This is a genomic window from Streptomyces griseoviridis (assembly GCF_005222485.1).
Lineage (GTDB): Bacteria > Actinomycetota > Actinomycetes > Streptomycetales > Streptomycetaceae > Streptomyces > Streptomyces hintoniae.
On sequence record NZ_CP029078.1, the window covers coordinates 7,681,002 to 7,700,843 of the forward strand.

At 73.4% G+C, this 19,842-nt stretch carries 16 protein-coding genes; 9 read left to right on the forward strand and 7 right to left on the reverse strand.

Annotated elements, in window-relative coordinates; translation table 11 throughout:
• Nucleotides 1–49: 49 nt before the first annotated feature.
• Nucleotides 50–1,561: a M1 family metallopeptidase gene (locus tag DDJ31_RS33255; protein WP_127176702.1), complete on the reverse strand. Its 1,512-nt coding sequence runs from the start codon at nucleotides 1,559–1,561 to the stop codon at nucleotides 50–52.
• A 209-nt stretch (nucleotides 1,562–1,770) separates the two neighbouring features.
• On the opposite strand from DDJ31_RS33255, the gene DDJ31_RS33260 reads away from it, so the two are divergent.
• Entirely contained in the window at nucleotides 1,771–3,714 is a 1,944-nt protein-coding gene (locus DDJ31_RS33260) for a Xaa-Pro dipeptidyl-peptidase (RefSeq protein WP_127176701.1), read from the forward strand.
• Between the two features lie 11 nt (nucleotides 3,715–3,725).
• Here the strand turns inward: DDJ31_RS33260 and DDJ31_RS33265 are convergent, their stop codons facing one another.
• On the reverse strand, nucleotides 3,726–4,679 hold the full coding sequence (locus DDJ31_RS33265; protein WP_127176700.1) for an FAD-dependent oxidoreductase: 954 nt from the start codon (nucleotides 4,677–4,679) through the stop codon (nucleotides 3,726–3,728).
• Between the two features lie 218 nt (nucleotides 4,680–4,897).
• Between DDJ31_RS33265 and DDJ31_RS33270 the strand changes: the two genes are divergently transcribed.
• Complete coding sequence (locus DDJ31_RS33270) at nucleotides 4,898–6,538, forward strand: ABC-F family ATP-binding cassette domain-containing protein (RefSeq protein WP_127176699.1); 1,641 nt, start codon at nucleotides 4,898–4,900, stop codon at nucleotides 6,536–6,538.
• 88 nt (nucleotides 6,539–6,626) lie between these two features.
• Here DDJ31_RS33270 and DDJ31_RS33275 read toward each other — a convergent pair whose 3' ends face one another.
• Both DDJ31_RS33275 and DDJ31_RS33280 read right to left on the reverse strand, forming a co-directional pair.
• Entirely contained in the window at nucleotides 6,627–9,080 is a 2,454-nt protein-coding gene (locus DDJ31_RS33275; RefSeq protein WP_127176698.1) for a Tex family protein, read from the reverse strand.
• Nucleotides 9,081–9,199: 119 nt separating this feature from the next.
• Entirely contained in the window at nucleotides 9,200–10,069 is an 870-nt protein-coding gene (locus DDJ31_RS33280; RefSeq protein ID WP_127176697.1) for an SCO6745 family protein, read from the reverse strand.
• Between the two features lie 134 nt (nucleotides 10,070–10,203).
• Here DDJ31_RS33280 and DDJ31_RS33285 point away from each other — a divergent pair, with 134 nt between their 5' ends.
• Nucleotides 10,204–11,217: a GlxA family transcriptional regulator gene (locus DDJ31_RS33285; RefSeq protein ID WP_127176696.1), complete on the forward strand. Its 1,014-nt coding sequence runs from the start codon at nucleotides 10,204–10,206 to the stop codon at nucleotides 11,215–11,217.
• Between the two features lie 8 nt (nucleotides 11,218–11,225).
• Nucleotides 11,226–11,861, forward strand: a complete 636-nt coding sequence (locus DDJ31_RS33290; RefSeq protein ID WP_127176695.1) for a DJ-1/PfpI family protein — start codon at nucleotides 11,226–11,228, stop codon at nucleotides 11,859–11,861.
• Here the strand turns inward: DDJ31_RS33290 and DDJ31_RS33295 are convergent.
• Entirely contained in the window at nucleotides 11,848–12,597 is a 750-nt protein-coding gene (locus tag DDJ31_RS33295) for an enoyl-CoA hydratase/isomerase family protein (RefSeq protein WP_127176694.1), read from the reverse strand. The genes DDJ31_RS33290 and DDJ31_RS33295 overlap by 14 nt on opposite strands.
• A 244-nt stretch (nucleotides 12,598–12,841) precedes the next feature.
• On the opposite strand from DDJ31_RS33295, the gene DDJ31_RS33300 reads away from it, so the two are divergent.
• Nucleotides 12,842–13,345 (forward strand): ATP-binding protein, encoded by a 504-nt coding sequence (locus DDJ31_RS33300; protein WP_127182487.1) that lies wholly within the window; start codon nucleotides 12,842–12,844, stop codon nucleotides 13,343–13,345.
• Between the two features lie 3 nt (nucleotides 13,346–13,348).
• On the opposite strand, the gene idi is transcribed toward DDJ31_RS33300, so the two are convergent.
• Together idi and DDJ31_RS33310 are read right to left on the reverse strand one after the other, a co-directional pair.
• Nucleotides 13,349–13,942 carry an isopentenyl-diphosphate Delta-isomerase gene (gene idi / locus DDJ31_RS33305; protein ID WP_127176693.1) on the reverse strand — a complete coding sequence of 198 codons (594 nt, stop codon included), beginning with the start codon at nucleotides 13,940–13,942 and terminating at the stop codon, nucleotides 13,349–13,351.
• 165 nt (nucleotides 13,943–14,107) lie between these two features.
• Entirely contained in the window at nucleotides 14,108–15,049 is a 942-nt protein-coding gene (locus tag DDJ31_RS33310; protein ID WP_127176692.1) for a cation diffusion facilitator family transporter, read from the reverse strand.
• A gap of 434 nt (nucleotides 15,050–15,483) precedes the next feature.
• On the opposite strand from DDJ31_RS33310, the gene DDJ31_RS33315 reads away from it, so the two are divergent.
• Genes DDJ31_RS33315 through DDJ31_RS33330 form a run of 4 tightly spaced genes read left to right on the forward strand, consistent with a single transcriptional unit; the run spans nucleotide 15,484 to nucleotide 19,841 of the window.
• Entirely contained in the window at nucleotides 15,484–17,286 is a 1,803-nt protein-coding gene (locus DDJ31_RS33315; RefSeq protein ID WP_127176691.1) for a DUF5941 domain-containing protein, read from the forward strand.
• The gene (locus tag DDJ31_RS33320; protein WP_127176690.1) at nucleotides 17,283–18,035 is read left to right on the forward strand and encodes a sugar phosphate nucleotidyltransferase; all 753 of its coding nucleotides are present in this window, start codon (nucleotides 17,283–17,285) and stop codon (nucleotides 18,033–18,035) included. The genes DDJ31_RS33315 and DDJ31_RS33320 overlap by 4 nt, the downstream gene beginning before the upstream one ends.
• Nucleotides 18,023–19,084: an iron-containing alcohol dehydrogenase family protein gene (locus DDJ31_RS33325; protein WP_127176689.1), complete on the forward strand. Its 1,062-nt coding sequence runs from the start codon at nucleotides 18,023–18,025 to the stop codon at nucleotides 19,082–19,084. The genes DDJ31_RS33320 and DDJ31_RS33325 overlap by 13 nt, the downstream gene beginning before the upstream one ends.
• On the forward strand, nucleotides 19,062–19,841 hold the full coding sequence (locus tag DDJ31_RS33330) for a CDP-alcohol phosphatidyltransferase family protein (RefSeq protein WP_127176688.1): 780 nt from the start codon (nucleotides 19,062–19,064) through the stop codon (nucleotides 19,839–19,841). The genes DDJ31_RS33325 and DDJ31_RS33330 overlap by 23 nt, the downstream gene beginning before the upstream one ends.
• Nucleotide 19,842 lies beyond the last annotated feature (1 nt).

Sequence of the window (19,842 nt, forward strand, 5' to 3'; positions counted from 1 at the left end):
CGACCACGGAGGCGGCGGAGCGGACACGCCCCGCCGCCCCCGGCCCGCGTCAGTGCCCGTGCTCGGCCGCGTGTACCGAGTTCGTCGCCTCGATCGTCTTCCACGACTTCGGCTGGCGCACCGGGCCCGCCGTCGCGCCGAGCGTCGCGCGGCCTCCGGTGGCGCCTGTGGAGGCGGGCTTGCCGGGCTGGAACAGCCAGGTGTCGAACAGCGTGTCCAGCGGCTTGCCCGAGATCCGCTCCGCGTACGCCCTGAAGTCGGCCACCGACGCGTTGCCGTACGCGTGCTCCTGCGGCCAGCCCTTCAGGATCGCGAAGAACGCGTCGTCCCCGACCGCCTCCCGCAGCGCCTGCACGGCCAGCGCGCCCCGGTCGTAGACGGCGATGTCGAACTGGTCGTCAGGACCGGGGTCACCCGGCGCGACCGTCCAGAACGGATCGTCCGCCGGATGCGACGCGTACACGTAGGCGGCCAGCTCCCGCGTGGTGCCCTCGCCCTCGTGCTCGGACCACAGCCACTGCGCGTACCGCGCGAAGCCCTCGTTGATCCAGATGTCCTTCCAGCCCTTCAGCGACACCGAGTCCCCGTACCACTGGTGCGCCAGCTCGTGCACGACCACCGACGCGTTGGAGCCGTTCGCGAACTGGCGCGGGCTGTAGTAGACGCGGGTCTGCGTCTCCAGCGCGTACCCGGTGGTGGTGTTCGGGACGTACCCGCCCGCCGACGCGAACGGGTACGGGCCGAACCAGCCGCTCAGCCAGTCGACCAGCTCCCCGGTCCGCTCCACGCTCGCCCGCGCCGCCCCGTCGTTGTCCCCGAGGTCGACGCTGTACGCGTTGACGACCGGGACGCCGCCCTCGGAGGTGCTCGTCGTGACGTCGAACTTCCCCACCGCGAGCGTGGTCAGGTACGTCGCCTGCGGCCGGTTCTGACGCCAGTTGTAGCGCGTCCAGCCCGCCTGCGAACTCGTCGACTGGAGCGTGCCGTTGGAGATCGCCTGGGTGCCGTTCGGCACCGCCACCGACACGTCGTAGGTGGCCTTGTCCAGCGGGTGGTCGTTGCTCGGGTACCACCACCAGGCCGCCTCGGGCTCGTCGGCGGCGACCGCGCCGTCCGGGGTGCGGTGCCAGGTGGAGAAGCCGTACGCGCTCTTCGTCGACGGCACCCCGCTGTAGCGGACCACCACCGTGACCGCCGTGCCCTTCGCCAGCGGCGTCCTCGGCGTGATCTCCAGCTCGTGCCGGCCCGAGGTCGCGAACTCCGCCCGCACCCCGTTGACCCGGACCTCGCTCACGTCCAGCAGGAAGTCCAGGTCGAACCGGGAGAGATCCTGCGTGGTGCGCGCCAGGATCGTCGCCGTGCCCTCCAACTCGTCCGTCGCCGGCTGGTACTTGAGGCGCAGATCGTAGTGGGACACGTCGTAGCCGCCGTTGCCGTACGCCGGGTAGTAGGGGTCGCCGATGCCCGGGGCGCCGGGGGAGTAGCTCGCGGCCGACGCCGGGATCGCCAGCATCAGGGAGGCCGCGGCGAGTGCGCCCGGCGCGAGGATTCTGCGGTGCACGGAAGCTCCAAGTCGTGGGGGATCGAAGGCTGTTCGAAGCCTATTGAGTCGCTGTGCCCGCGCCCTGTCCATCGCCCCCGCCGTCACACGATCGCCATTCGGCCGTCATGAGCCACCCCGTCCCGGAGCCCCGATCCGGCCACACCCGTCCCGTGCGCCGCCCCAACGCCCTCTTCTGCGCGGGAGTCGACCGGGGTACCGTCCCGCGCATGCCGACAACCCCGCGCTTCACGACCTGGAGAACGCTCGCGGCCGCGGCCGTCGCCCTCTTCCTGGCGGCCGTCCTCACCCCGACGGCGGCCCACGCGGCGCCCCGGGAGAGCAGCCCCGTCTACTCGTACGCGAACGCCGTCCGCGAGGCCGTATGGGTGGACACCGGACTCGACGCCGACGGCGACGGCAAGGCCGACCGGGTGGCCGTCGACATCGTCAGGCCGCGGGAGCCCGCCCAGCAGGGCCGCAGGATCCCCGTCATCATGGACGCCAGCCCCTACTACTCCTGCTGCGGACGCGGCAACGAGAGCCAGCTGAAGACCTACGACGCGGACGGCGCCGTCGTCCAGATGCCCCTCTTCTACGACAACTACTTCGTGCCGCGCGGCTACGCCTTCGTCGGCGTCGACCTGGCCGGCACCAACCGCTCCGACGGCTGCGTCGACGTCGGCGGGCGCTCCGACATCCAGTCCGCGAAGGCCGTGATCGACTGGCTGAACGGCCGGGCCCGCGCGTACACGACCAGGACCGGCACCACCACCGCCACCGCGGACTGGAGCAACGGCAGAACCGGCATGATCGGCAAGAGCTGGGACGGCACCATCGCCAACGGCGTCGCCGCCACCGGCGTCAAGGGCCTGCGGACGATCGTGCCGATCAGCGCCATCTCCTCCTGGTACGACTACTACTTCGCCCAGGGCGCCCCCCTCTACGGCTCGGGCCCCGACTGGCTCTCCGGATACGTCGAGAGCCCCGCCGCCCGCGCCAAGTGCGCCGCCGTGCAGCGCCAGTTGGTCGACGGAGCGCCCCGCACCGGCGACTGGACACCGCTGTGGACCGAGCGCGACTACGTCAAGGACGCCGCCAAGGTCAAGGCCAGCGTCTTCCTGACCCACGGCCTCCAGGACCTCAACGTCCGCACCAAGCACCTCGGCCAGTGGTGGGACGCCCTCGCGAAGAACGGCGTCCAGCGCAAGATCTGGCTCTCCCAGACCGGCCACGTCGACCCCTTCGACTTCCGCCGCGACGCCTGGGTCGACACCCTGCACCGCTGGTTCGACCACGAACTCCTCGGCTACGACAACGGCGTCGACCGCGAACCCATGGCCGACATCGAACGCCACCCCGACCAGTGGGTCACCTCCACCACCTGGCCCCCGCGCGACACCCGGGCCACCACCCTGCGCCCCGCCCAGGGCACCCTGCCGGGCGTCGGCACCCTCGGCGGCGCCCGCGGCCACGGGACCGAGACGTTCACCGACGACCCCGCGCTCGGCGAGACCGACTGGGCCGCCGCGATCGACACCCCGACCCCCGCCAAGGCCGGTTTCGTCACCGCGCCCCTCACCCGCGACCTGCGCCTCGCGGGCTCCTCGAAGGTCATCGTCACCGCGACCCCCAGCACCCCGACCGCCCACCTCTCCGCGGTCCTCGTCGACCTCGGCCCCGCCACCATCCGCGACTACGCCGACGGCGGCGAGGGCATCACCACCCTCACCGACCGCACCTGCGCGGGCGAGAGCACCCCGGGCGACAGCGCCTGCTACCGCACCACCCGGGCCAGGACCACCGACGTCGGGCAGACCGTGTTCAGCCGGGGCTGGGCCGACCTCGGCACCTGGGCCGACCCCGGCAAGGGCGCCCCGCTCACCCCGGGCAAGGCGTACACGATCACCGTCGACCTCGCCGCCACCGACCATGTCGTCCCGGCCGGACACCGGCTCGCGTTGATCGTCGCGGGCACCGACAAGGACCTCATCGACCCGCCGGCCGACACCCCCACCCTCACCGTGGACCTGGCCCGCACCTCCGCCGACGTCCCCCTCGTCGGAGGCGCCGCGGCCTTCGCGCGGGCGACCACGGGGACACCGCCCGCCGCGGTCGCGGACGGCGGGTTTGACGGGGTCCGCGCCCCGGCCACCGTCCACCGCGTCCCCTAGGGACTGACGGATCAGGCGGCCGGGAACACCAGCCCGGCCGCCTCCTCCGCGCACCCCCAGGCCACCGTCACGCCCGCGCCCCCGTGCCCGTAGTTGTGCACCAGCGACCGCCCGCGCGGCAGCACCTCCCGCTCCAGCCTGACCGCGTCCCTGACCGGCCGAAGACCCACCCGGTGCGCCAGCACCCGCGCCCCGGCGACCTCGGGCCGCAGCGCCGCGCACCGCCGCACGATCGCCTCGGCCACCGCCGGGTCCGGCTCCGTCGACCAGGCGTCCTCCTCGGCGGTGCCGCCCAGGACCAGGCGGTCCGGGTGCGGGAAGAGGTAGGCCATCTCGCCGTCCGGGGCGACCGCCGCGAGCCAGGTGGTGATCCCCGGGTTCTCCACGATCACCAACTGCCCGCGCACCGGCCGCACCGAGGCGTCCGGCACCAGCTCACGCGCCCCGAGGCCGGTGCAGTTGACCACCACGGGCGCCTCGGCCTCCGCCAGCGCCGCCACCGTCCGCTCCTCGACCACCCCGCCCGCCCGCGCCAACCGCGCGCGCAGCCACGGCAGATGAGTCGCCATGTCGATCAGCGGCAGCCGCGCCCACAGCCCCTCACCCGCGAACTCCTCGGCCGTGGAGGCCCGCAGCCCCGGCACCCGCGCCGCCCACGGCCCCAACTCGTCGAGCCGCGCCTGCCCCTTGACCCCCTCGACCAGCCGTACGCCCGTCTCGGCCGGCCGCCGCGCCAACTCCTCGTACACGGCGAGCGAGCGCAGCGACCACGCGCCGACCTTGGCCTCCGGCTCGATCCGGTAGGGCCACCACAGCGCCCCGGCGACCGCCGAGGTGGTCCGCTCGACGGCGTCCCTGGTCCACACCCGCACCCGCAGCCCGCGCTCCGCGAGGACGACGGCCGTCGTCAGGCCCACCACCCCGCCGCCTATCACGATCACATCGTCGTTCGGTTCGCTCTCCACCCCGTGGACGGTAGCGGAACCCGCCGGGCGGGCCGAGAGCGCGCAAGCGGCCACGGACCAGTCCGTGCCGGCGGGTCCCGGCGACGGCGCGGCGAGCGGCCCCGGGCACGCCGGTCCCGGCCGTCGGACGCCCCGCGGTCCGGCCGCCGGACGCCCCGGGCCCGGCCGCCGGGATCGCCCGGGGGCGCCCCGCGCCGGACGGTTAGGATCGGCGCCTGATGACTGCCACCCTCGTCGCCAAGAACCTCGCCGCCGGGCACGGCGACCGCTCCCTCTTCGCCGGACTCGACCTCGTCGTCGCGCCCGGGGACGTGATCGGTCTCGTCGGTGCCAACGGCGCGGGCAAGTCCACCCTGCTCCGGATGCTCGCCGGGCTCCTCGCACCGGAGTCGGGGGAGCTGGGGCTGTCCCCGCCGACCGCGACCGTCGGCCACCTCCCGCAGGAGCCGGACCGCCGGCCGGGCGAGACCGTCCGCGCCTTCCTGGCCCGCCGCACCGGGGTCGACGAGGCCCAGCGCACCATGGACGAGGCCACCCAGGCGCTCGTCGACGGCGCACCCGGCGCCGACGACGCCTACGCCACCAGCCTGGAGCGCTGGCTCGACCTGGGCGGCGCCGACCTGGACGAACGCGCCGAGGAGACCGCCGCCTCGCTGGGCCTGACCGTCGGCCTCGACCAGCCCATGACCGCCCTCTCCGGCGGCCAGGCCGCCCGCGCGGGCCTCGCCTCCCTGCTGCTCTCCCGCTACGACGTCTTCCTCCTCGACGAGCCCACCAACGACCTCGACCTCGACGGCCTCGAACGCCTCGAACGCTTTGTGAGCGGCCTGCGGGCCGGCACCGTCGTGGTCAGCCACGACCGGGAGTTCCTCACCCGCACTGTCACCAAGGTCCTCGAACTCGACCTGGCCCAGGGGCAGATCAACCTCTACGGCGGCGGCTACGCGGCCTATCTGGAGGAGCGCGAGGTGGCCCGCAGGCACGCCCGCGACGACTACGAGGAGTACGCCGACAAGCGCTCCGCCCTCCAGGACCGGGCGCAGACCCAGCGCTCCTGGATGGACAAGGGCGTCAAGAACGCCCGCCGCAAGGCCGCGAACGACAACGACAAGATCGGCCGCAAGTTCCGCAGCGAGGCCAGCGAGAAGCAGGCCGCGAAGGCCCGCCAGACCCAGCGGATGATCGAGCGCCTCGACGTCGTCGAGGAACCCCGCAAGGAGTGGGAGCTGCGCATGGAGATCGCGTCGGCGCCACGCTCGGGCGCCGTCGTGGCCACCCTGCGGGACGCCGAGGTGCGGCGCGGCGACTTCACGTTCGGACCGGTCTCGCTCCAGATCGACTGGGCGGACCGGGTCGCGGTCACCGGTGCCAACGGCGCGGGCAAGTCGACCCTGCTCGGCGCGCTCCTCGGCCGGATCCCGCTGGACGCGGGCGGCTGCGCGCTGGGCCCGGGTGTGCTGGTCGGCGAGGTCGACCAGGCCCGCCGGCTCTTCCACGGCACCGAGTCGCTGCTCGACGCGTTCGGCGCGGCCGTCCCGGACACCGAACCGGCCGAGGTCCGCACCCTGCTGGCGAAGTTCGGCCTGAAGTCCCACCATGTGCTGCGCCCGGCGAGCGGCCTCTCCCCGGGCGAGCGCACCCGCGCCGCCCTCGCGCTGCTCCAGGGCCGCGGCGTCAACCTGCTGGTCCTCGACGAGCCCACCAACCACCTCGACCTGCCGGCCATCGAGCAGTTGGAGTCCGCTCTCGACGCCTACGAGGGGACGCTGCTCCTCGTCACCCACGACCGCCGCATGCTGGACGCGGTCCAGGTGACCCGCCGCCTGGAGGTCGCCGACGGCAAGGTCACCGAGCGGTGACCCGCGACCGGCCGGTGGCGCACCGGCCGGTCCCCCGACCAGGGGCCCGGGGCGCGACGACCGTGTGCGCACCCCGGGCCCGCCGAGGTCAGCGGCGGCCGTTCTTCGGGTCGACGAGGCCCGCCCGGCGCAGGGCGTCCGCCATCGCGCTGTTGGCGGGCGGAGCCGCCTGCCGCTGGCCACCGCCCCGGCCACCGCGGTCGCCGCCCTTGCCACCGGCGCCCTTGGCGCCACCGCCGTTGCCGTTGCCGCCGCCACCGCCACCGCCCTGCTGCTGGCGCTGCCGCTGCTGGGGCGGGCGCCCGCCGCCGCGGCCACCGCGCTGCGGCCTGCCGTCGCCGCCGTCCTGCGGGGCCGCCTCGTCGTCGAGGCGCAGCGTCAGCGAGACGCGCTTGCGCGGGATGTCGACGTCCAGGACCTTCACCTTGACGATGTCACCCGGCTTCACCACGTCCCTGGGGTCCTTCACGAACGTCCTCGACATCGCGGAGACATGCACCAGGCCGTCCTGGTGGACACCGATGTCCACGAACGCCCCGAACGCGGCCACGTTGGTGACGACGCCTTCGAGGACCATCCCGGACTCGAGGTCGGAGAGCTTCTCGACGCCCTCCTTGAAGGTGGCCGTCCGGAACGCCGGACGCGGGTCGCGGCCGGGCTTCTCCAGCTCCTTGAGGATGTCGCTCACCGTCGGCAGACCGAACGTCTCGTCCACGAAGTCGTCCGGCTTCAGCGACCGCAGCACCGAGGTGTTGCCGATCAGCGCCCCGACCTCCTGGCCCGACGTCTTCACCATCCTGCGCACCACCGGATACGCCTCCGGGTGCACGCTCGACGCGTCCAGCGGGTCGCCGCCGCGGATCCGCAGGAACCCCGCGCACTGCTCGTACGCCTTCGGGCCGAGCCGCGAGACGTCCTTGAGCTGCCGGCGGCCGGTGAACGGGCCGTTGGCGTCCCGGTGCGCCACGATGTTCTCCGCCAGGCCCGAGGTGATGCCGGAGACCCGTGCGAGCAGCGGCGCGGAGGCCGTGTTGACGTCCACCCCCACGCCGTTCACGCAGTCCTCCACCACCGCGTCGAGCGAACGCGACAGCTTCACCTCGGACAGGTCGTGCTGGTACTGGCCGACCCCGATCGACTTGGGGTCGATCTTCACCAGTTCGGCCAGCGGGTCCTGGAGCCGGCGCGCGATGGAGACCGCGCCGCGCAGCGACACGTCCATGTCGGGCAGTTCCTGCGAGGCGAACGCGGAGGCCGAGTACACGGAGGCGCCCGCCTCCGACACCATCACCTTGGTGAGGTTCAACTCCGGGTGCCTGGTGATCAGTTCACCGGCGAGCTTGTCCGTCTCGCGGGACGCCGTGCCGTTGCCGATCGCGACCAGCTCGACCGCGTGCGCGGCGGCCAGCCGGGCCAGCTTGGCGATCGCCTCGTCCCACCGGTTGGCCGGGACGTGCGGGTGGATGACGTCGGTGGCGACGACCTTGCCCGTCGCGTCCACCACCGCCACCTTCACACCGGTGCGGAAACCGGGGTCGAGGCCGAGCGTCGCGCGGGTGCCGGCCGGGGCGGCGAGCAGCAGGTCGCGCAGGTTCGCCGCGAACACCTGGACGGCGTCGTCCTCGGCGGCGGTGCGCAGCCGCAGCCGCAGGTCGAGGCCGAGGTGCACCAGGATGCGGGTGCGCCAGGCCCAGCGGACCGTGTCCTGGAGCCACTTGTCACCGGGACGCCCGCGGTCCGCGACACCGAAGCGGTGCGCCACGACGCCCTCGTACGAGGACGGGCCCTCGGTCGCCTCCTCGGGCTCCAGGACGAGGTCGAGGACCTCCTCCTTCTCGCCGCGCAGCATCGCGAGGATCCGGTGCGAGGGCAGGTCGGTGAACGGCTCCGCGAAGTCGAAGTAGTCGGCGAACTTCGCGCCCGCCTCCTCCTTGCCCTCGCGCACCTTGGCGGCCAGCCGCCCGCGCACCCACATCCGCTCGCGCAACTCGCCGATCAGGTCGGCGTCCTCCGAGAACCGCTCGGTGAGGATGGCCCGCGCGCCGTCCAGGGCGGCCTGCGGATCGGCGACGCCCTTGTCGGCGTCCACGAAGGCGGCCGCCGCGGTCAGCGGCGTGACGGTCGGATCGCCGAGCAGCCCCTCCGCCAGCGGTTCGAGCCCGGCCTCCCGCGCGATCTGCGCCTTGGTGCGCCGCTTCGGCTTGAACGGCAGGTAGATGTCCTCCAGGCGCGCCTTGGTCTCGGCGCTCCGGATCCGCGCCTCCAGATCCTCGGTGAGCTTGCCCTGCTCGCGCACCGACTCCAGGATCGCCGTCCGGCGCTCCTCCAGCTCGCGCAGGTAGCGCAGCCGCTCCTCGAGCGTGCGCAGCTGCGCGTCGTCGAGCATCTCGGTCGCTTCCTTGCGGTAGCGGGCGATGAAGGGCACCGTCGAACCGCCGTCCAGCAGTTCCACGGCAGCCCTGACCTGCCGCTCCCGTACGCCGAGCTCCTCGGCGATCCTGCCTTCGATGGACCCTGTCTCCAGGGACCCGGGTGTCGTCACGATCCCGTACCGCCTTCTCACTGAGGTTGCGCCGCAATTGTGGCAGGTGGCACCGACAACCGTGGCTCAGGGCGCGGGGCTTCGCGGCGCGGGCCCGGCGGCCGCGGCCCCGCGCCCGCTCACCGTTTGCCGAGCAGGTCGCCGGGGAACGCGCCGGCCGCGGCCGCGGCCCGCGCGAACACCGTGCCCAGTTCGGTCAGCCGGGCCACCCCGTCGGCGCCGAGGTGTTCGTAGGGCGCCCGGTCCAGCCGGTCCGTCTCCGCCTCGACGCCGGCCCGCAGCGCGGCGCCCGCCTCGGTCAGTTCGCCTTCGCCGTCCAGCAGTCCGCGCCCGCGCAGCCGTCCGCTCGCCGCGTCCCAGTCGTCCTGGCGCCAACCGCGCGTGTTCAGGACCCACTTGGGGGTCATGCCGCGGCCGGTCGCGGTGTGCGTCACCACCGCCTCCAGGCCGTCGAGCCCGGCGGCGGTCAGCGCCGCGAGGTGTCCGTCGCCGCGGTGCTCGCGCAGCAGCGTCGCGGCGTGGAAGAGGGCGAGGTGCGCCTCCTCGGGGACCGGCAGGTCGGCGTGGGCGGCGTACAGCGGCCGTCCGGGGCGCCCGCACGCCTCGGTGGCGCGCAGCGCGAGGGCGGCGGCCTCCGCCAGCTCGGGCGAGGCGAGGGCGTCCACGCCGAGCAGCCGTCGCAGGGTCGCGTCGACGGCACGCGCGCGTGCGGCGAGGACCGCGTCGGGCCCCGCGATGTCCCAGACGGCGGGCACGTGCCGGGCGACCAGCTCGTACCGGTAGTTGTAGAAGGCCGCGGTGACGGTCCCGGCGCCGACCCGCCCCATCGCCGCGGCCCGGGTGGCGAAGTTGACCGCCCGGGGGTCGGTGATGCCGAGCGCCCCCATCTCCGTGGCCAGGTCGGGGGAGAAGAACAGGGTGGAGTGCAGGGTGTTCAGCGGGTTGTGACAGCGGCGGCCGGCGCGCGGCTCCAGAGCGGCGGTAGTCATGCCCCGCACGTTACCGACTGGTTGGTACGTCCAGAAGGGCCGGGTGCGAGAAGGGCGGAAGCCGGGCGGGCGATGGCAGAAAAGGTGGGGAACACGTCGTTGCGGACCTCCCGGGGCCCGCCGAGAATCGGGGCATGAGGCAGCGCACGGTTCTCGTCCTTCTCTTCGACGGCGTCCAGAGCCTGGACGTCACCGGTCCCGTGGAGGTCTTCGCCGGCGCCGAGACGGCCGTGCCGGGCAGCTACCGCATCCGCACCGCGTCCCTCGACGGCGCCCCCGTCCGCGCGTCGAGCGGCCTGACCCTGGTACCTGACGGCACCCTGGCAGCCCTCGGCGGTCCCGGCCGTCCCGACCCCGACGGCCGCCTCGGCCTCGGCGAGGAGGCCGCCCCGCACACCCTGCTGGTGCCGGGCGGCGTGGGCACCCGCGACCTCGACCCCCGCCTCGTGGAGTGGCTGCGCGTCCACGGCCCCCGCGCCGACCGCCTCGTCTCGGTCTGCACCGGAGCCATCGCGCTCGCCGCCGCGGGACTGCTGGACGGCCGCCGCGCCACCACCCACTGGGCGTACTGCGAGACCCTCGCCCGCGACCACCCGGCCGTCGAGGTCGACCCCGACCCGATCTATGTGCGGGACGGCCCGGTCGCCACCTCGGCGGGCGTCACCTCGGGCATCGACCTCGCGCTCGCGCTGGTGGAGGAGGACCTCGGCCGCCGGACGGCCCTGACCGTCGCCAGGCACCTGGTGGTGTTCCTGCGCAGGCCGGGCAACCAGGCCCAGTTCAGCGTCCAGCTCGCCGCCCAGACCGCCCGCCGCGAGCCGCTGCGCGAGGTCCAGCAGTGGATCACCGAGCACCCCGCCGACGACCTGAGCGTGGACGCCCTCGCCGCCCGCGCCGCCCTCTCGCCCCGGCACTTCGCCCGCGCCTTCGAGGCGGAGACCGGCGTCACCCCGGGCCGCTACGTCGACCAGGTCCGGGTCGAACACGCCCGCCGCCTCCTGGAGGACACCGGCGACGGTGTCGAGGAGATCTCCCGCGCCAGCGGCTACGGCACCCCCGAGGCGATGCGCCGCGCCTTCCTCAAGGCGCTCGGCACCCCGCCCGCCGAGTACCGCCGCCGCTTTCGTCCCGCACCCGCCCACCGTTAGGAAAGCCGATGCAGATCGCCGTCGTCCTCTTCGACCGCTTCACCGCCCTTGACGCGGTCGGACCCTACGAGACCCTCGGCCGGCTCCCGGACGCGCGGACCGTCTTCGTCGCCGAGGAGACCGGACCCGTCCGCACCGACACCGGGAACCTCGCGCTCGTCGCCGACCTGACCCTCGCCGAGGTGCCGCGCCCCGACATCGTGGTCGTCCCCGGCGGCCCGGGGCAGACCGCCCAGATGGACAACGAGGTCCTGCTGGAGTGGCTGCGCGCCGCCGACGCCACCAGCACCTGGACGACGTCGGTGTGCACCGGCTCCCTGCTGCTCGCCGCCGCCGGACTCCTCAGGGGCCGCCGCGCGACCTCGCACTGGCTGGCCCTCGACTCCCTGAGGCCGTTCGGCGCCGAGCCCACCGGCGAGCGGGTGGTGACGGACGGCAAGTACGTCACCGCGGCCGGTGTGTCGTCCGGCATCGACATGGGCCTGACCCTGCTCGGCCGGATCGCGGGCGACGAACACGCCCAGGCGGTGCAGCTGTTGACCGAGTACGACCCGCAACCGCCCTACGACGCCGGGTCCCCGCAGAAGGCGCCCGCGCACCTCGTGGAACGGGCCCGCGAGGCAAGCCGGTTCATCCCGTCGTAGTCCAGGTGAAGCGCGGGGCCCGGCGCTCAAGGAAGGCGCTGACGCCCTCCGCGGTCTCGCCGCTGCCGCGCGCCTGCTCCGTCCAGTGCGCGTCGCGGTCGGTGCGTCCGTCGGCGAACTCCTTCGCCGACGCCTGCGTCAGCTGCGACCGGGACGCCAGGATCGCGGTGAACTCCGCGACCCGCTTGGTGAGTTCGGCGTCGGGCAGCACCTCGTCGACCATCCCGGTGCGCAGCGCCCGCTCGGTGTCGATCAACTCGCCCGAGAACAGAAGGTACTTGGCGGCGGCGGGACCCACCAGCGCCACCAGCCTGCGCGTGGAGGAGGCCGCATAGACGATCCCGAGCTTCGCCGGGGTCACCCCGAACAGCGCGCCCCGCTCGGCGAACCGCAGATCGCAGGCGGCCGCCAACTGCGCTCCGCCGCCCACGCAGTGGCCGCGGATCACGGCCAGGGTCGGCTTGGGGAACGCGGCGAGCGCCTCCTCCGCCGCCACCGCGAGCCCCTGCGCGGTCGCCGAGGAGCCGCGCAGCGTCGAGATGTCGGCCCCGGCGCAGAACGTCCCGCCGGCCCCGGTGAGCACCAGGGCCCGTACGCCGGGATCGGCGGCGAGCCGGTCGAGCAGCGGCGGCAGCGCGGCCCACATCGCGGCCGTCATGGCGTTGCGCTTGGCGGGATGGTCGATGACGACGGTGGCGACCGCGTCGGTGACGTCGTGCAGCAACTGGGGCTCCATGTGCCGGATGCTAACCGCCCCCAGGGTGCGGTGATCAAGGAGGGGCGGGCGTCGGGAGCTGCCCGTTCGTTCCTGAAGGTGGTACGGGACGGACAGGAGCGGTCGTGCGGCCGACCACCTCTTGCGCGGGTGATCAGAAGTGTTCGATACCCGCTGACTTCTGTTCAGTCATCGGGAGCCGGGTCCGCCGTTGCCAACACTTCGACGTGTGGTGACAATCGAGCGCGAGGGCGGCGACCGGACGATGGAGAACCAGGGGCGCGGGTCCGGTCCACGCCCGGACCGGGGGGCGGAGGGGTTTCCGGGACCCGGAGCGCGCGATCCGCTGCCCTACGAAGGGGTCTGGCGGTTCACGGCGCCCGCCGTCGACGCGTCGGTCCCGCAGGCCAGGCACGCGGTGCGGGATCTGCTCCAGCGCCAGGGCGTGCCGGTCTCCGACGAGCTGACGCAGGGGCTGCTGCTGATCGTCTCCGAGCTGATCACCAACGTGGTCAAGCACGCGGCCCTGCTCTCGCCGACCCTCGCGGTGGAGGTCGCCGTCGGCCCGGAGTGGGTGCGGATCTCGGTGGAGGACAACCACCCCTACCGTCCGACCGCCCTGGAGGCCGACCACGGCAGGACCGGCGGGCGCGGGCTGCTGCTGGTCGGCGAGATCGCCCGGGAGGCGGGCGGGGTCTGCGACGTCGAGCACACCGCGGGCGGCGGCAAGGTGATCTGGGTCGCCCTGCCGCTCAAGCCCGGGGGATAGCCGTCACCAGCCGGCCGACGGGCCCGTCAGCTCCCTGACCGCGGGGCGGGCCGCGTCCAGGACCGTCATGAACCAGGCCGAGAAGGCGCCGGTCGCGTGCCGCTCGGCCAGCTCGGCCGGGGTCACGAACGCGGTCTCCCCGACCTCCTCCGGGTCCGGCCGCAGCTCGGCCTGGACCAGGCCGATGAATAGATGGTTGTACTCCTGCTCGACCAGGCCCGACGCCGGGTCCGGGTGGTTGTAGCGGACCGTGCCGGCCTCCGCGAGCAGCGACGGCGACACCCCCAGCTCCTCGTGGGTGCGCCGGGCCGCCGCCGCGAACGGCGCCTCACCGGGGTAGGGGTGGCCGCAGCAGGTGTTGGACCACACACCGGGGGAGTGGTACTTGCCGAGCGCCCGGCGCTGGAGGAGCAGCCGGCCGCGCTCGTCGAAGAGGAAGACGGAGAAGGCGCGGTGCAGCTGGCCCGGTGGCTGGTGGGCGGCGAGCTTCTCCGCGGTGCCGATCGTGACGCCGTCCTCGTCTACCAGTTCCAGCAAGATCGCGTCCGCGGTGCCGTTCGACGAACTGTGCGTCGCGGTGGCAGGAGTGATCGGCATACCCATCCTTCGCATCGGTCTTCGCGCCCCCAGTCTGCCGTACGAATCAGGCGCTCCCGGCACTTACCGGCGTGCCCGCATGTCCTGTGGGCGACCAAGGGTGGTGAAGGGCGAACCGCAGGCGCGCGTCAAGTGGAACGCGCGCCCCCGGTGGGCGCCGCCCTCTCAGTGGCAGAGCTTCGCCTCGTGTTCGGCGTGCCCGCGCGGCTCCAGCTGGAAGGTGCAGTGCTCGACGTCGAAGTGGTCGCCGACGCACTCCTGGAGTTCGTGCAGCATCTTCTCGTGGCCGATCGCGCTGAGCACGTCCGAGCGCACGACCACGTGCACGGAGAGCACCGGCATGCCGGAGGTGATCGTCCAGGCGTGCAGGTCGTGGACGTCCTCGACGCCGTCGAGGCCCAGCAGATGGGAGCGGACCTCCGCCATGTCGACGCCCTTGGGCGCCGTCTCCAGGAGCACGTCCAGGGTCTCGCGCAGCAGCTTCAACGTGCGCGGCACGATCATCAGACCGATGACCAGGGAGGCGATCGGGTCGGCCGCCTGCCAGCCCGTGGTCAGGATCACCACCGCGGAGATGATCACCGCGAGCGAGCCCAGCGCGTCCGCCGCCACCTCCAGGAACGCCCCGCGCACGTTCAGGCTCTCCCGCTGGCCGCGCACCAGCAGGGTCAGCGACACCATGTTGGCGACCAGGCCGATCGCGCCGAAGACGATCGTCAGCCCGCCCTCGGTGTCGGCCGGCGTGACGAACCGCTGGACCGCCTCCACCAGCACATAGCCGCCGACGCCGAGCAGCAGCAGGCAGTTGGCGAGCGCGGCCAGGATCTCCGCGCGGGCGAAGCCGAAGGTGCGGTTGCCGGTGGCCGGCCGGTTCGCGAAGTGGATCGCGAGCAGCGCCATGCCGAGTCCCAGGGCGTCCGTGGCCATGTGCGCCGCGTCCGCGACCAGCGCCAGCGAGTCGGCGAGCAGCCCGCCGACCACCTCGACCACCATCACCATGAGCGTGATCGACAGCGCTACCCGCAGCCGCCCGCGGTACGCGGCGGCCGCCGTCCCCGTGGTCGGCGCGTGCGTGTGCCCGTGCCCGTGGTCATGCCCAGCCCCCATGGCGGCAGCCCTCCTTCCCTGCGGTCTCCCTCGGTCCTGCGTCACAGTGAACTACGGGCAGGGGGTATCCGGCAACGCGGCACTGAACACCGTTGTCATATGCCCTGACCTGCGAAAACGAAGCGCAGGTCAGGGCAGCCTCAGTCCCCCGCGGGGCCCCTCGCGCCCACCTGCCCGCGAGGGCGGCGCGGCGCCCCGATGTCCCGGATGCCCGGTCTGGGAGCGCGGTTTGTCGACGGAGCCCCCGATCACCGATGATGATCTCGGCAAAGGCCGGTGAAGACGGTGCTGATCGGCCCGTGAACGGGCGGTGAACGGCCGTCCGCGGCGATCCGATAACCTCTGCCGACACGCCGCCCGCCTGGTGCAGCCAAGGGGCGTCCCCACATGCTCATGACCGGCGCCCGCGCGTCGGCACCCAGGGAGTGAGTCCGTTGTCGACCGCCATCCTCACCGGCCAGCCGGTGCCCGGATCGTCGATCGAGGGTGATCTGCGCTCCCTCGGCTTCGACGTCAAGGTCGCCGCGCACACCAGCGACGCGGAGACGCTGCTGGCGCAGGTGCCGGGCGAGGACCGGGTCGCCGTCGTCGACGCCCGCTTCGTCGGCCATGTGCACGCGCTGCGCCTCGGCCTCACCGATCCGCGGTTCCCGCTCGCCGCGATCCCCGGCGCCGTCACCGCGCAGCCCGCCGCCCGCAGGCAACTGGTCCGCGCGCTGGCCCGGGAGACCTCCGCGGGCGGCGCCACCGCCGTCGCCGTCGACAGCCTCCCCGACCGTGTCGTCACCGCCCTGGACGGCGACGGCGCCGAGGTGCGCCGCCCCGACCTCGGCAGCCTGGTCGCCGCCGTACCGGCCGACCCGCAGGCCCGCAACGAGATACGGCAGGCCGTGTCCGCCGTGGACGACGAGGCCGTCCGCCTGAAGTCGGCCGTGAAGGCCCGCGACGGCTTCTTCACCACCTTCTTCATCAGCCCCTACTCCCGCTACCTGGCCCGCTGGTGCGCCCGTCGCGGACTGACCCCCAACCAGGTCACCACCGCCTCCCTGCTCACCGCGCTGATCGCGGCGGGCTGCGCGGCCACCGGCACCCGCGCCGGCTTCGTCGCGGCGGGCGTGCTGCTGATCGCGTCCTTCGTGCTCGACTGCACCGACGGCCAGCTCGCCCGCTACTCCCTCCAGTACTCCACCCTCGGCGCCTGGCTCGACGCCACCTTCGACCGGGCCAAGGAGTACGCCTACTACGCGGGACTCGCGCTCGGCGCGGCCCGCGGCGGCGACGACGTCTGGGCCCTCGCGCTCGGCGCGATGATCCTCCAGACCTGCCGGCACGTGGTCGACTTCTCCTTCAACGAGGCGAACCACGACGCCAGTGCCAACACCAGCCCCACCGCCGCCCTCTCCGACAAGCTCGACAGCGTCGGCTGGACGGTCTGGGTGCGCCGGATGATCGTCCTGCCGATCGGCGAGCGCTGGGCGATGATCGCCGTCCTGACGGCGGTGACCACCCCGCGTCTCACCTTCTACGTCCTGCTCGTCGGCTGCGCCCTCGCCGCCGGCTACACCACCGCGGGCCGGGTGCTGCGGTCGGTGACCCGCAAGGCGCGGCGCACCGACCGGGCCGCCGAGGCGCTGGCCGACCTCGCCGACAGCGGCCCGCTCAGCACGCTCCTGGTACGGGCGGGCGCCGGCCGCCTCCGTCTCCCGGCCGCCGTCGCCGCGGCCCTCGCCGCCCTGCTCGTCGTCGTCCCGGCCCTGGTCTGGGGCGCCGCCTGGGCCACCGTCGGCTGCGCGGTGCTCTCCGTCCTCGCCTCCGCCGCGGCCGTCGCGCGCCCCCTCAAGGGCGCCCTCGACTGGCTGGTGCCCCCCTTCTTCCGGGCCGCCGAGTACGTCACCGTCCTGGTGCTCGCGGCCGAGGCGGACGTGAACGGAGCGCTTCCTGCGGCTTTCGGGCTGGTGGCCGCCGTCGCCTACCATCACTACGACACGGTGTACCGCATCCGCGGTGACGCCGGAGCGCCGCCGGCCTGGCTGGTGCGCGCCATCGGGGGGCACGAGGGCCGCACCCTGCTCGTCGTCGTCCTCGCCACCGTGCTCAGCGCCTCGCAGTTCACGGTCGCGCTCACGGTTCTCGCCGTGGCCGTGGCCCTGCTGGTGCTCGTCGAGAGCATCCGCTTCTGGGTGGCCTCCCACCTCGGGGGCGCGCCCGCCGTACACGATGAAGGAGAAACCGCATGATCGGCCTCGTGCTCGCGGCCGGCGCCGGACGGCGTCTGCGCCCCTACACCGACAGCCTGCCCAAGGCGCTGGTGCCGGTGGGGCCCGCGGGCATAGAGGACTCGATCACGGTCCTCGACCTGACCCTCGGCAACTTCGCCGAGATCGGTCTGACCGAGGTCGCCGTCATCGTCGGCTACCGCAAGGAAGCCGTCTACGCGCGCAAGGAGGAGCTGGAGGCGAAGTACGGCCTCACGCTCACCCTGATCGACAACGACAAGGCCGAGGAGTGGAACAACGCCTACTCCCTGTGGTGCGGCCGGGACGCCCTCAAGGACGGCGTGATCCTCGCCAACGGCGACACCGTGCACCCGGTCTCCGTGGAGCACACGCTGCTCGCGGCCCGCGGTGCGGGGCGGAAGATCATCCTCGCCGTCGACACGGTCAAGGACCTCGCCGACGAGGAGATGAAGGTCGTCGTCGACCCCGCCAAGGGCATGACGAAGATCACCAAGCTGATGGACCCCGCCGAGGCCACCGGCGAGTACATCGGCGTCACCCTCATCGAGGGCGACGCCGCCCCCGAACTGGCCCACGCCCTGAAGACCGTGTGGGAGAGCGACCCGCAGCAGTTCTACGAGCACGGCTACCAGGAGCTGGTCGACCGCGGCTTCCGCATCGACGTCGCGCCGATCGGCGACGTCCAGTGGGTGGAGATCGACAACCACGACGATCTCGCCCGCGGACGGGAGATCGCATGCCTGTACTGACCCGGCTGATCCCCTCGCCGCTCGTCGTGGACATCCGCCCCGGTGCCCTCGACGACCTCGCCGGTGTCCTCGCCGACGAGCGCATCTCGCACTCGGGCCGGCTCGCGGTCGCCGTCAGCGGCGGCTCGGGCGCCCGGCTGCGCGCCCGCCTCGCCCCCTCGCTGCCCGGCGCCACCTGGTACGAGGTCGGCGGCGGCACCCTCGACGACGCCGTCCGGCTGGCCGGCGACATAAAGGCGGGACACTACGACGCCGTCGTCGGGCTCGGCGGCGGCAAGATCATCGACTGCGCCAAGTTCGCCTCGGCCCGGGTCGGCCTGCCGCTGGTCGCCGTGCCCACCAACCTCGCGCACGACGGCCTCTGTTCACCGGTCGCCACCCTCGACAACGACGCGGGACGCGGCTCCTACGGAGTGCCCAACCCGATCGCCGTCGTGGTCGACCTGGACATCATCCGCGAGGCCCCGGCGCGGTTCGTGCGCGCCGGGATCGGCGACGCCATCTCCAACATCAACGCCATCGCGGACTGGGAGCTGGCCAACCGGGTCAAGGGCGAGAAGATCGACGGCCTCGCCGCCGCCATGGCCCGCCAGGCGGGCGAGGCGGTGTTCAGGCACCCGGGCGGCATCGGCGACAACGACTTCCTCCAGGTACTCGCCGAGGCCCTGGTCCTCACCGGCGTCGCCATGTCGATCTCGGGCGACTCACGCCCCGCCTCCGGCTCCTGCCACGAGATCAACCACGCCTTCGACCTGCTCTACCCCAAGCGCGCCGCCAGCCACGGCGAGCAGTGCGGCCTCGGCGCGGCCTTCGCGATGTATCTGCGCGGAGCCCACGACCAGGCCGCGGAGATGGCCCGGGTGCTGCGCGGGCACGGACTGCCGGTGCTCCCGGAGGAGATCGGCTTCACGGTCGCGGAGTTCGTGCGCGCCGTCGAGTTCGCCCCCGAGACCAGGCCCGGCCGCTACACCATCCTCGAACACCTCGACCTCAAGACCGACCAGATCAAGGACACCTACGCCGACTATGTCAAGGCCATCGGTAGCTGAACTCCGCCCGGTCGTCCACCCCGCGGGGGTGAAGGACCGGCGCAGCGGTGAGCACTGGATGGGGCGCCTCTACATGCGAGAGGTCTCCCTGCGCGTCGACCGCTACCTGGTGAACACCAGGGTCACGCCCAATCAGCTCACCTACCTGATGACCGTCTTCGGCGTCCTCGCCGCCCCGGCCCTCCTGGTGCCGGGGATCACCGGCGCCGTCCTCGGGGTGTTCTGCGTCCAGATGTACCTGCTGCTCGACTGCGTCGACGGCGAAGTCGCCCGCTGGAAGCAGCAGTTCTCGCTCGGCGGCGTCTACCTCGACCGGGTCGGCGCCTATCTGACCGACGCGGCCGTCCTGGTCGGCTTCGGGCTGCGCGCCGCCGACCTGTGGGGCAGCGGCCGCATCGACTGGCTGTGGGCCTTCCTCGGCACCCTGGCCGCCCTCGGCGCCATCCTGATCAAGGCCGAGACCGACCTGGTCGGCGTCGCCCGTCACCAGGGCGGTCTGCCGCCGGTCAAGGAGGCCGCCGCCGAGATGCGCTCCTCCGGCATGGCCCTGGCCCGCCGGGCCGCCGCCGCCTTCAAGTTCCACCGGCTGATCCTCGGCATCGAGGCGTCCCTGCTGATCCTGGCCCTGGCCGTCGTCGACCAGATCCGCGGCGACTTCTTCTTCTCCCGCCTCGGGGTCGCCGTGCTGGCCGGCATCGCCCTGCTCCAGACCCTGCTGCACCTGGTCTCCATCCTCGCGTCGAGCAGGCTGCGGTGAC

Coding starts and splice junctions, on each gene's coding strand:
- DDJ31_RS33260 (WP_127176701.1), top strand. CDS start 1,771: ATGCCGACAACCCCGCGCTTCACGACCTGGAGAACGCTCGCGGCCGCG.
- DDJ31_RS33270 (WP_127176699.1), top strand. CDS start 4,898: ATGACTGCCACCCTCGTCGCCAAGAACCTCGCCGCCGGGCACGGCGAC.
- DDJ31_RS33280 (WP_127176697.1), bottom strand. CDS start 10,069: ATGACTACCGCCGCTCTGGAGCCGCGCGCCGGCCGCCGCTGTCACAAC.
- DDJ31_RS33285 (WP_127176696.1), top strand. CDS start 10,204: ATGAGGCAGCGCACGGTTCTCGTCCTTCTCTTCGACGGCGTCCAGAGC.
- DDJ31_RS33290 (WP_127176695.1), top strand. CDS start 11,226: ATGCAGATCGCCGTCGTCCTCTTCGACCGCTTCACCGCCCTTGACGCG.
- DDJ31_RS33295 (WP_127176694.1), bottom strand. CDS start 12,597: ATGGAGCCCCAGTTGCTGCACGACGTCACCGACGCGGTCGCCACCGTC.
- DDJ31_RS33300 (WP_127182487.1), top strand. CDS start 12,842: ATGGAGAACCAGGGGCGCGGGTCCGGTCCACGCCCGGACCGGGGGGCG.
- idi (WP_127176693.1), bottom strand. CDS start 13,942: ATGCCGATCACTCCTGCCACCGCGACGCACAGTTCGTCGAACGGCACC.
- DDJ31_RS33310 (WP_127176692.1), bottom strand. CDS start 15,049: ATGGGGGCTGGGCATGACCACGGGCACGGGCACACGCACGCGCCGACC.
- DDJ31_RS33320 (WP_127176690.1), top strand. CDS start 17,283: ATGATCGGCCTCGTGCTCGCGGCCGGCGCCGGACGGCGTCTGCGCCCC.
- DDJ31_RS33325 (WP_127176689.1), top strand. CDS start 18,023: ATGCCTGTACTGACCCGGCTGATCCCCTCGCCGCTCGTCGTGGACATC.
- DDJ31_RS33330 (WP_127176688.1), top strand. CDS start 19,062: ATGTCAAGGCCATCGGTAGCTGAACTCCGCCCGGTCGTCCACCCCGCG.